General features: G+C 75.2%; 10 protein-coding genes. 7 read left to right on the plus strand and 3 right to left on the minus strand.

Annotation, left to right across the window (positions count from 1 at the left end; all coding sequences use genetic code 11):
* Positions 1-399 precede the first annotated feature (399 nt).
* The 3 genes from AB7F12_RS31275 to AB7F12_RS31285 all read left to right on the plus strand — a co-directional run bounded on the left by AB7F12_RS31275 (position 400) and on the right by AB7F12_RS31285 (position 3,625).
* Positions 400-753 carry a hypothetical protein gene (locus AB7F12_RS31275; protein WP_428502297.1) on the plus strand — a complete coding sequence of 118 codons (354 nt, stop codon included), beginning with the start codon at positions 400-402 and terminating at the stop codon, positions 751-753.
* Positions 754-1,131: 378 nt separating this feature from the next.
* Positions 1,132-1,515 carry a hypothetical protein gene (locus tag AB7F12_RS31280; protein WP_428502296.1) on the plus strand — a complete coding sequence of 128 codons (384 nt, stop codon included), beginning with the start codon at positions 1,132-1,134 and terminating at the stop codon, positions 1,513-1,515.
* 442 nt (positions 1,516-1,957) lie between these two features.
* Complete coding sequence (locus AB7F12_RS31285; RefSeq protein WP_428502295.1) at positions 1,958-3,625, plus strand: hypothetical protein; 1,668 nt, start codon at positions 1,958-1,960, stop codon at positions 3,623-3,625.
* Positions 3,626-3,633: 8 nt separating this feature from the next.
* Here AB7F12_RS31285 and AB7F12_RS31290 read toward each other — a convergent pair whose 3' ends face one another.
* Genes AB7F12_RS31290 through AB7F12_RS31300 form a run of 3 tightly spaced genes read right to left on the minus strand, consistent with a single transcriptional unit; the run spans position 3,634 to position 5,893 of the window.
* Positions 3,634-4,158 carry an ImmA/IrrE family metallo-endopeptidase gene (locus AB7F12_RS31290; protein WP_428502293.1) on the minus strand — a complete coding sequence of 175 codons (525 nt, stop codon included), beginning with the start codon at positions 4,156-4,158 and terminating at the stop codon, positions 3,634-3,636.
* Between the two features lie 53 nt (positions 4,159-4,211).
* Positions 4,212-5,384 (minus strand): DUF6545 domain-containing protein, encoded by a 1,173-nt coding sequence (locus AB7F12_RS31295; RefSeq protein ID WP_428502292.1) that lies wholly within the window; start codon positions 5,382-5,384, stop codon positions 4,212-4,214.
* The gene (locus AB7F12_RS31300) at positions 5,381-5,893 is read right to left on the minus strand and encodes a hypothetical protein (protein WP_428502290.1); all 513 of its coding nucleotides are present in this window, start codon (positions 5,891-5,893) and stop codon (positions 5,381-5,383) included. The genes AB7F12_RS31295 and AB7F12_RS31300 overlap by 4 nt, the downstream gene beginning before the upstream one ends.
* Before the next feature lie 638 nt (positions 5,894-6,531).
* Between AB7F12_RS31300 and AB7F12_RS31305 the strand changes: the two genes are divergently transcribed.
* The 4 genes from AB7F12_RS31305 to AB7F12_RS31320 are packed head-to-tail and all read left to right on the plus strand — an operon-like array spanning position 6,532 to position 11,081.
* Positions 6,532-7,008 (plus strand): hypothetical protein, encoded by a 477-nt coding sequence (locus AB7F12_RS31305; RefSeq protein ID WP_428502289.1) that lies wholly within the window; start codon positions 6,532-6,534, stop codon positions 7,006-7,008.
* Positions 7,005-8,234, plus strand: a complete 1,230-nt coding sequence (locus tag AB7F12_RS31310; RefSeq protein WP_428502288.1) for a MinD/ParA family ATP-binding protein — start codon at positions 7,005-7,007, stop codon at positions 8,232-8,234. Before AB7F12_RS31305 ends, AB7F12_RS31310 begins: the two co-directional genes overlap by 4 nt.
* A 1-nt stretch (position 8,235) precedes the next feature.
* Positions 8,236-9,459: a hypothetical protein gene (locus AB7F12_RS31315; RefSeq protein WP_428502286.1), complete on the plus strand. Its 1,224-nt coding sequence runs from the start codon at positions 8,236-8,238 to the stop codon at positions 9,457-9,459.
* 35 nt (positions 9,460-9,494) lie between these two features.
* Complete coding sequence (locus AB7F12_RS31320; RefSeq protein WP_428502285.1) at positions 9,495-11,081, plus strand: transglycosylase family protein; 1,587 nt, start codon at positions 9,495-9,497, stop codon at positions 11,079-11,081.
* The last annotated feature ends 88 nt before the right edge of the window (positions 11,082-11,169 follow it).

Below are 11,169 nucleotides of genomic sequence, written 5' to 3' on the forward strand. Positions count from 1 at the left end.
GGCCGTGCACGGTCAGGCGGGCATTACGGTGGGCCACGAGAGCCTCCGGGTGGTGTGGGTCCTAGACAAGCCACACCCCACTCGGGGGCTCTCCCTGGTTCAACAACCTCGACCGTGTGTCGTGGCGATCAGATCGTCACCAACGTCTTGGCCGGATACAGCTAGTGCACGGGCACAGCAGAGGTCAACAACCCGGCCGGTGATCGATCACTGTTCGTCACGACCCGCGGTAACTGGGAGTTCACTCGATCAAGACCGTGTCGACCGGCCGGGCATCGGTTGCTCACTCGATCCGGTGCAAGATCGCGTCGTCGACTGCGGAGCGCGCGTTGAACACGGGGACGCTCGCGGATCCCCGTCACCAGGACGGGGGCGCGACGTACACAGGAGGAGTTCCCCATGCGCAAGTTCGCGCGTACCGCCATGGTCGGCGCCGCTGCACTGCCCCTCGCGATCCTGACCCCGGGCCTCGCGTTCGCCGACGAGGCAGCGCCGGCCGCCGGCCCGCTCGACGCCGTCACCGGTGCGCTCCCCGTCGACGCGGGCACGGTCGTCGGCCTCGTGACGAGCAACCTGCCGGCCGTCCCCGAGCTGCCGGTACCGCTGCCCGTCGACCCCAACGCCGTCGCCGGCACCGTCCTCGGCGCGCTGCCGCTGCCGGCCGCCCCGGCCGCCGCCGCCGACGAGGCCGCCGGTGACGAGGCCCCGGCCGCCGACGCCGCCGACGACGACGCGGCCGCCGACGCTTCCTGACGCACCCCGCGAGTGCCGGAGGCCGGACGATGACGTCCGCGCCGTCCGGCGTCCGCGACCGGGCGGGGAGCCTGCGGCGAGCGGGCTCTCCGCGGCCGGCGGACGCGCGTCGGCACCCCCACCTGCACCAGCACGATCGCGGGGGCGATCGGGTAGCGACGCGCCGGCGCGCCGCACACGACCAGTGCGACGCCGAGGACGACCGCCGTCTCCGGTCCCGGCACGCGCCCATCGCGGCCCGCGGCGCGGCGTGTCGGGCGATCGGGGGACAACGGGTTCACCCTTCGGGTCGGCCGGGCGCCGGACGGGAGGACGGCCCGGGCCGGAGCACCGTGGTCGGTAGCGGATCGACTCCGCCACCCGACCCAGGAGACCGTCATGAACACGCTCGCCAAGTCCGTCGCCGTCCTTCTCACCGCCGCCGCGATCACCGGCGCCGGAGCCGGGGTGGCCTCGGCCGCGACGCCCACACCCCCGGCGAGCCCGACCATCGACGTGACCGCGACCGACTCCGCCGGGGGCTCCGCGGTCGCCCACTACGCCCTCCCCCAGATCGACGGCGCCGAGGTGGACTGTCTCGAGCACAACGGCCTGGCGCTGTACGCCAAGGCCGGACGGGGGCAGCCCGGCGACCTCACGTTCGACTTCTCGATCGCCGATCCCGTGCACCTCGTGGTGAGCGAGGCGGGTCGGACGCTCTACGACGCCGTGGTGCCCATGGGTACCCCGCCGGTCGTCGTCCCGATCCCGGCCCAGAGCTGACCGGGATCACCCGTGCCGGGCCGGGCCCTCCCGCCGTCACGAGCTGGACCTCGTGGGAGAACGTCCACCCCGTCGGCGCCACGGCAGCCGCGCAGGTAGACGGTCCCACCGCGCCCGGGGCTGGACGTCCTCATCGGACACGACGTTCGCAGTCGCGAACGAAAAGGCGATATCGCCGCGGCGGGCCCCCCATCGCGAAGATGATCACGGCGCGGCGGGACGGGGATCCCGCAGGACGTCGAATGGCGAGGTGGGGACCGTGGCCCGTCCACTGTGCGCATTGCCCGGGTGTACGACCATCGTTCCGGTGGTGCCTGACGGCCGTCCACCGCGCCGCTACTGCACTCCCGAGCACCACCAGACCCACCGGGCAGGTGGACGGGCCGGGACGGCTGGCGCTCCGTCGGCCGTTGCCACGCCGCCCGTCCTCGTTCCTCCGGACGTGGCGCCCCGGGACGACGCGTCCGCAGGCGCACCGCCGATCGCCACGCCCGCAGGCCGCGCACTGCCGATCGCCACGCCCACCGCTGGGGCGGCCGAGGGCCATGACTCGGTCGACGCCGCGGCCGACGGCGGACCGCCCGCGGCGGCACTGCTCGCCGCACCGGCACCCACTGTCGAGTCACCCACTGTCGAGTCACAGCGCGTCGAGCCACAGGGCGTCGAGCCCATGGACTCGGTGTCCCCGGACGCCGCGGCCCCGGAAGCCGCATCGTCCTTCCCCACCCCCGTCCTCGGTGCTGCGCCGGTACCGGTCGTCGACGGCGGCGCTCCCGCCACAGGATCGCCGGCCGCCGACGGCGCCGATCTGGGCCGGGCCCAGCCGGCGGCCGTCCCCCACCCCCTGGTCGTCGTCGATGCCCTCACCGGTCTGCCCTCCACCCGCGAGCCCCGCCGTCGGCGCCGCATCCACGTCTCCCCCGAGGACCACGAGGCGTTCCAGCGGTGGAAGGCCTCCCGAGCTGCCCGGACCCGCCGCACCCGGCGCCTGGCCGGCATCGTCGGTGCGGCGGGCATCCTCGCGGCAGGTGGCACGTTCGTCGTCAAGGACCTCCCCGACTGGTTCGATCCCCACCACGTGCCGCGCGTCGTCGCGCAGGCCGACTGGCAGTCCCAGGCGCGCATCGCGCTCACCTCGATCGACACCCAGCTCGGTTCCATCGCGGCGGCGCAGGCGGTGTGGGACGGCGAGCTCGCGGCGAGGTTCGGCGGCGCGGTCCCCGCGGAGGTCACCGCGATGCTGGCGCGCAAGACCCTGCTCGAGCAGCAGCGAGCGGCGCTGCAGGGTCAGCTCGCGACCGCCGATCAGTTGGCCCACGTCCGTACACAGCTCGCCGGGGTCGACCGACAGCTGTCGGAGATCGACGCGACGCTCGCGAGCCTGCCCCGTGGCGCCCTCAACCCCGACCAGCAGTTCGTCCGCGACTCGCTCACGGCCCGGCGCGGGCTGCTCCTGGAGGAACGGTCGGCTCGCAGCACCGACGTGACGCGTCTGCAGGAGGGCGTCGCGGTCGCCGAGAGCAGCGCGGTGCCCGACCCGTCGGACCAGACGGAGCCGTTGACCCGCCGGGTCCTCGACCTGCGCGACCACACACCGGCCCCGCCGCCCGCGCCGCTGTCGCCGTCGCCCGCCGCGACGGCGCCCGACCGGCGCGACCCGTCCGTCCTGGCCGGCAGCGGCGCCGTGCCGCACGAACCGTCGCGTGGCGCGCGGGCCGTGGCGGCGGCCCGGCCGCCCGTCGAGGTTCCGCAGCGCGACTCCGACACCCGCTCCACGGACGACAACGGCGGCCGCTCCGCCTCGGACGACAGCAGCAACGGCGGCAACGGGGCCCGCACCGGCAGCAGCGGTGACTCAGGAGTCTCGCGGCGCGGCGCGGCGGAGCCGAGCGACGGCTCGAGTGGTCACAGTTCCGGCGGCGGGTCCGACAGCGCGTCGGGCGCCGCCGACGGGTCAGGCAGCGCCGACGGGTCAGGCAGCGCCGGCGGATCGGGCAGCGCCGGCGGAACGGGCGGCGCCTCCATGACCCCGGAGCAGGCCTACGGCTGGGCGATGAACACCCCGGGTGGCAACATGCACCGGTTCATCCGGGGCGCGTCCGGCGGCTGACCAACGGCTCACGCGCCGGTGTGCGTCGCGAGAATGTGTTGCGCCAACAGCCGTCCCGTCAGCTCGGCTTCCCGCTCCCGCCGCCACTCGCGCGACCCGGGACTGCAGGGCTCACCGCAGCGTCCGACGACGGCCGGGACGTGCGCCGGGGCGAGCGCAAGGTCGGCGGCGAGGACACCGACGGGTTCCGGCGGCGGCACCGGGTCGGGTTCGTGACCGCAGATCATGTGCCCGAACTCGTGGCAGGCGACAACGGTGCGTGCGAACGGGCTCGTCCGACGGTCCACCCACACGAGGTCGTGGACCTCGGTGCCCGACCGCACCTGCCCCCACAGGCCCGACGGTAGCCGCAGCCTGCCGGGATCGGTGATGGCCAGCTCGACGCGACGGCCCCGCACCTCTTCCATCCGGCGGCGCAGCTCGTCGAGGCTCGACGGGAGCTCCGGCAGCACGGTGCGCAGACGCCGGCGGCACCAGGTGAGCAGGTCGGCGTCGGCCGCTGCGGCGCAGCGCGGCGCGTCGGAGCCCACCATCGTCGCCTCCGTGTCCGCGGCAGGGCCTCGGGCGGCCCCGGTCAGGACCATGATCACATGCGCCGACGCCCCGCGGAACCGAACGACGCGTCCCCTGTGGACAACTCTGCCGACAGGTCCCGCGCCGCTGCCGCGGCGCCGTGGGTGACGCGGGCGTGCTGGACCTGCGCCAGCCATGCGACCTCCGCCTGCTCGGTGGCGCCCCCACCCAGCGCGCTGAGGTCGGCGACGTCGACCTCCTCCTCGTCACCCGCCGCGACCCCGGCGACCGCGATCTCCAGGCAGACGGCCAGCGCGAATGCCTGCGCCTGCGCCCCACGCAGCCCGAGCTCGCGGCCGAGTCCGACCGCGGCGTCGACGTCCTCGGGTCGCACCCAGCGTTGCAGCGTCCAGATCCGGTCCCGGATCTCGACGACGGCGACGAACAGGTCGTCGACCGCGTCGCCGGACACGGTCCCGCCGGTGTGGTGGAGGAGCCAACGGTGCAGGTCGAGAACCGCGCTGCGGAGCTGCTCGGGTCGCTCGGCGGCGCGGTGGACGGCCGCCCTGGCCGCGACACCGAGGCCCGCCATCACGAGCGCCGCGAGGACACCGTCGACGACCGCCCGGGTGGCCGGCCAGGGCGCCGCGACCATGGTGACGACCGCCGTCACCACGACGAAGCCGGCCCAGCCTGCCGTCCCGGCCCCGAGGACCAGCCCCGACACGAGATCGCGACGGCGCCTGCCGGGAGCGAGCCGGCGGATCTCGGCGCGGCCTTCGACGATCAACAGGGCGGTCAGCGTCCCGATGGCGAGGCCGAACACCACTACCGAGACCGCGATCCCCGGCCGCGTGAGCGACGCGGCCAGGCCGTGGGGCGCGACGGGCCCGGGCGCCGCCCCGACGGCCCACGCCCCGCACATGACGACAGCAGCTGCGGCGGCGCCTATCGAGCTCGTGAGGGCCCCGCGGGTGCAGCGACGACGCCGCAGCCGGCCGTCGACCACGAACGTCGCCGCGGTCAGGAGCAGCAGGTCGGACAGCAGCGTGGCCAGGGTGGGGCGGCGGGTGACGACGTCGACGGCCTCGCCGATGACACCCGTCCGGACCGTCAGGGCCAGGGCGAGTGCGGCTGTCGCCGCGAGCGCGCGTCCCGAGGGGAGTCCGCGGAGCGCGGTGACCACGAGGGCCACCCACACCGCGACCGCAGCCACCCGGACCGCGACGTCGACCGCTGCGGTCACCGGCGCCGCCGCAGCACGCCGCGGCGGGCCTTCTCCTTCTGCCCCAGCTGGTCGACGAGCTGTGCGACGGCGTCGAGCGACTCCGCGTCCTGCAGGTCACCGAGCCGGGCCATGATCCCGACGACCTGCGGCCGGCTGTCGCGCGCCGCGACCGCGGCCTCGAGCTGGGCGTGCACGGCCTGGACGGCGGCGAGGTCGTCCTCGTCGCCCTCGGCATCGAGGACGAGGTAGGCCACCAGTGCCGACGCGTTGCCGGGCTCGGCCTCTGCCCGCGACAGGTACGCGAAGGTGCGGGCGAGGCCGCTCGCGATCTCGGCCGACGGCTTGCTGCGGTTGCCGTTGCGCAACGACCGCAGGTGTCCCGGGGTACACACGGGCCGCCGGTGCAGCTTCTCCATGGCGCGGACGACCTGCGTGTTGGACCACTCCTCACGCTCGCCCACCTCGTTGGGCGGCTGGGGGAACGCGGCGAACAGCATGTTCAACCGGTCCGCGAAGGTCAACGCCACCGCCGGCTCCTCTCCTGAACGCCGGAGCGGACGCCCGACACGACAGACGCTGCGGACGATAGCCGTTGACCCACCGGTCCCGCCCGTCGACACGCAGGCGCCGACCATGGATTCCAGACCTGCGTCACGGTACGTGCTGTCGCCGTCCACAGCCAATGTTCTCGTTTCCACTGAATTGTCGGAGCGATTCTGTAGGGTCGCCTCGTCGCTCGGGAGATTCCCGCAGCGGGGAGGGACGGACGGACATGATGGGTCGAGGTCGATCGTCGAACAGCACTTCGCGCGCGGCCCTCGCCCCGGCCTGGGCCGTCGCGCCCGGGGTCAGCGCGCCGCCCGGGCCATCGGCACCCACGCCCCGGCGGCCCGCCCCGGCCACGCCCACGGCCTTCGTCCGCGACGTGCCGGCGCCGCCCCCGCTGCCGCAGACGCCGGCGCCGCCCATGCCGCGTCCTCGGGACGCTTCGCCCACGGCCGACGGGCGACGGTCCGCGGTGCCCGATGCATCGGACGTCGCGGTGCCCGGCGCGGCGGCGTCCACCCTTCACATCCCGGCGACGCGACGATCGGCGCAGCGGGTCCCGCTTCTCTGCACGTCCGCAACCGGGAGCGGCGAGCGCCCGCAGCGGAGGCTCGCCGCCGTGGTCACCGATGCCGCGGTCGGCGAGCTCGAGGCCGCGGCGTTCGCGGGCCGGTTCGTCGCGGAGTTCCTGTCGTGGGACGAGGACGATCCCGCACGGCGCGCCGAGGTTCTGCGTCCGTTGCTGCGGGACCCGTCGGGCGCGACGCTGGGCTGGTCCGGTACCGGCCGCCAGCGGGTCGAGACCGTGCTGCCCGGACGCACACTGCGAACCTCCTGTGGTGGGCTGATCGTCGAGGTCACCGCCCGGGTCCGAGCGTTCCGACGGACCGGGGCACCCCCCGACGCGACGTCCGCGGCCGCCGACGCCCGCATCACCCACCCCCGCACCGCCGGGTCCTGCTGCCCGCCCGACTCGTCTCCCGACTGGGTCCCCGCCGAGGCCACGTGGACGCGCGTCGCCCCGCCCGTCGTCCGGATACCCGGCGGGGAACTCCGGATCGATCTGACATTGACCGCGCGGGGATCGCAGCGATGACCCCCGCAGCGGAATCCCGGTCCGACTCCCGGGCCGACTCCTGGGCCGACGACCCCGGCCTCACGCCCTGGTTCGGTGGCACCGGTCCGGGCCCGTCGCCCGCGCCCGTCCTGCCGCTGCGTCCCCCGGCCGTCGTCGCACCCGAGCGAGCCGCCCCCCGCAGGCCTGCCGGGCTGGTGCACCCGCCGCCGCGGCGGGTGGCACCGCCCCTGCTGGTCGGCGGCCCGCCGACGGTCGTCGCTGCCCCGCCCGCTCCCCGGGCGGATCCCGTCGCCGCCGACAGCTACCTGCGCGACAACGGAACGGTCCGTCCGGCTCCGCGGCGCGGGGCTCGCGGATGGTTGTTCACCCTCAGCGGTGGACGCGTAAACCCGGGAACCTCGACGCGAGAGCTCGCCGAACAGGAGCTCCTCGAGCGCATCCGCACCCCGCTCGCCGGCTGGCACACGGTCACGGTCGCGAGCACGAAGGGCGGCGTCGGCAAGACCACGACGTCGGCGCTGCTCGGTCTCACCCTCGCCGAGCACCGCGCCGACCGGGTGGTGGCCCTCGACGCCAACCCCGATGCCGGCAACCTTGCCGACCGGCTCCTCGGCCACCCGGCCGGCGCAACGCTGCGTCAGCTGCTCGACCACGACGATCCCGACCTGCCGGCGTCGTTCACGGAGATCTCGCGGTTCGTGCACGACGCCGGCCGGTTGCAGGTACTGGCGTCCGACCAGGACGCGGCGATGTCGGAGGCGTTCGACCGCGACGAGTACCGCCGCGTCCTCGCGTTGCTGGTGCGGTTCTTCACCGTGGTGGTCACCGATTCCGGTACCGGACTCGTCCACTCGGCGATGGCCGGGGCGCTGGAGACGACGCGCAGTCTCGTCGTCACCGGGGCGCCCACGATCGACGCGGCCGGCCACATCGACCGCACGCTCGACTCGCTTTCCGCCCACGGGTTCGACGAGCTGGTCCGCGACGCGATCGTGGTGCTCAGCCGCGACCGGCAGGCCCGCAGCGTCGATCCGGTCGCGCTCAAGGCACATTTCGAGCGGCGCTGCCGCGCCGTCGTCGTCGTCCCGCGCGACCCGCACCTCGCCGAAGGTGGCCGTATCCGCCTCGAGGCCCTGCGGCCCGCCACCCGCGCCGCGGCCCGTGAGCTCGCCGCGCTCGTCGGGGACGCGTTCGCCTGGGACTTCCCGGCGACAGCCGGGATCGACACCGCGGGCGGGCGCTGACATGGGCGTCTCCACCATCGCGACGGTGCTCACCGTCGTCGTGGTCGCCGTCGGACCGGCCGTGGTGCGCCCGGCGGCCGTGACCGCCGACGTCCCCGGGATCGTTCCCGCGGTGGTCGGGACGGCCGCGGGCTGTGGATGGCGACAGACCGCGGCCGAGCTGCAGGGTGTGCTGGCCGGCGCCACCGACGCCGCCGGGGTCCGGCTGCGGGAGAGCCTCTCCGCGGCGGGCGCCGGATCGGGAGGCTTCCTCGACGGCTGCTCCACCGGGGGCGGTCGGCGCGCTGCCGACCGGCCCGGGGACGGGTGCGGGCGTCCGTTCTTCCCACGCGCCGACTGGTTGTGGGACCCGATCCCGGCCGGCGCGGCCCTCGACCCGGAGTCCGCGGCCATGGCCGCCGAGCTGGCCTCGGGCGACCACATCCTCAACACCGGCGAGTTCGGCGTGACGCTCGTCGATGCCGGCGACATCAGCGCGTCGACGCCACGGTCGACGGTTGCGTTGTCCGCCGACTGGGGCCCCGACCCGCTGGCCGGGCTGACGGTGCCCGTCCCGGCGTCACTGCGGATCCCACCGGGCTCCGACGGGCACGTCGCCATCGCCGACGCGACGACCGACACCGTCGTCAACCTGTGGGTGGCGCGCAGGTCCGGCGACGGGTTGGCCGCCAACTGGGGTGCTGCGACCGCGCTGGGTGGCGACGGCCGTGAGCACGACGGTTCGTCCACGGGCGCCGGCATCGCCCGCTACGCCGCGGTCGTGCGCGCCGAGGAGATCGCCGACGGCCACATCCCGCACGCCCTGTTCTTCTCGACCAACGTCGTGAAGCCTGAGGAGGTCCGCTACCCGGCGACCAAGACCGACGGCTCCAACATGAACGGCGCCGCCTCCCCCATCCCCGAGGGCGCCCGGGTCCAGCTCGACCCGGGCATCGACGTCGACGCCATCGCCGGCATCAGCCCCGGCGAGAAGACCATCGCCACGGCACTGCAGACCTACGGCGCCTACGTCGGCGACAACGGCGGCGCGCGGATGGCGTTCATCGCCGAGTACGCGCCCGACTCCGACGCCTACGAGAAGGCCGGCCTGGCGGGCGACTTCGTCGCGCTGGGCGCGATCCCGTGGGACCGGCTGCGGGTCCTCTCCGACTGGAGCGGCGGCACGGCCCCGACTCCGGGCGACGACACGTCGACGACCACGCGCAGCAACGGGTGCACCCGATGAGCCCGACCCGCCGCCGAACCCCGAGGAGTCCGAAGATGCCCGTCACCACCGCGGTCGGCGCCCTGGCCGTCGCCGCCGCCCTCGCCGCGGGCGCGGCGCCCGGGGGCGACCTCGTCGTGCCGGTCGCCTCGACCTGCACCGTCAGCACCGCGGCCGGGAGCGGCCGGCAGCTCACCGCGCAGGAGGCGCAGCGGCTGCTGGAGCAGACCCGGGAGCTGGTCGCGTCGTTGACGTTCGCCGGGTCCGACACCCGGGCCGTCGCGCTGTCCGCGGGCATCCGCTCGTTGGGGATCACACCCGCCGTGTCGACGGGATGGCGTCAGGCGGTCCACGATCTCGCCGACACAACGCTCGTCGCGATGGAGTCCGACACCGCAGCCGGGTCGGTCGCGGTGGCACTGGCCCGGGCCGGCTACTCGCCCACCCCCGCCGACCTGCGCCGCACCGGCACGAACGGTGTCGACGACGAGCAGGATCCCGGGGCCCGGGATCCCGGGGAGCGCCGGGAGGTAGGGGCAGGGTTCACCGCCTCCGCCGGCGAGGTGGTGCCGCCGGCCCTCGACGGGGCGTTCGCCGCGGCGATCGCCTCCTTGCCCGCCGAGGCCGTCACGGTCTGCGGTGTCGACGCCGGCACCTCGGGCGCGGCGGGCTGGTCCGTCGAGGCCGACCGGCTCGTCCAGCGGCTGGAGGCCGACCCCGACCCTGACGCCCAGCATCTCGCCGAGCTGATCACCGCGGCCCGCGACGGCTCGAACAGGCTCCACGACACCGGGTCCCGCACCGGGAACCGCGGCGCCGGGCCGGCGGAGCGCTCCGCCCGCGAGGCCGACGGCGGCGCCGCGACCACCCGTGGGACGAGGACCGGTGGCGCCGCCCCTGGCTGGGAGGCGAAGGCCAGGATGCTCGCCGAGCAGCTCGAGATCGCGGGCGACGACCCGGTCGCCCGCCGCCTCTCCGACGAGCTCGCTGCCCAGGGCATCACTGCGCGCGGCGCCGACACCGCTGCCGGCGACGGCGCCCGCGAGACCACCGGCACCGAGACGGCCCGCGACGACCGGGCCGGCGCGCGCGGTCAGGAGCGCGGGGAGGAGAGCCGCGACGACGAGGCCGCGGACGCCGGCGGGGCCGGGGAACCGGGCCGTTCGGGCGAGGCCCGGCGGGGCACCGACACCGACGACAGCGGGCCCGCGTCCGAGGAGGCCGCCGACGAGTCGGCCGACGACCAGCGGCCCGGCGACGAGAGTGCCGACGACGACCAGCCCGCCACCGACGAGACCGCCGGCAACGAGAGCGCCGGCGACGAGCGGCGCCGGGGCGAGGCACCGGCCGAGCCCGGTGACGCCCGCACCGGCAGCTCCGACTGGGACCGGCTCGCCCAGTGCGAGTCGAGCGGGAACTGGTCGATCGACACCGGCAACGGCTACCGGGGCGGTCTCCAGTTCGACGCCGCGACCTGGAAGGCCTACGGCGGCGACCAGTACGCGTCGAGCGCCGACAAGGCCACCCGCGAGCAGCAGATCGCCGTCGCCGAGAAGGTCAGGGACGATCGCGGCGGCTACAGCGCGTGGCCCGCGTGCTCCGCGAAGGTGTTGACCAAAGAAGAGCGGAACATGGGCCGGTAGATCCCGTGCGCATGCTGAGGCGGCCGGTAGGACTTCCTTCCTCGCGAAGGAAAGGGGTCCTGGTGGCGTTCGAGAGTGGCGGTCACGA

This window comes from Pseudonocardia sp., assembly GCF_050250275.1.
Classification (GTDB): Bacteria; Actinomycetota; Actinomycetes; order Mycobacteriales; family Pseudonocardiaceae; genus Pseudonocardia.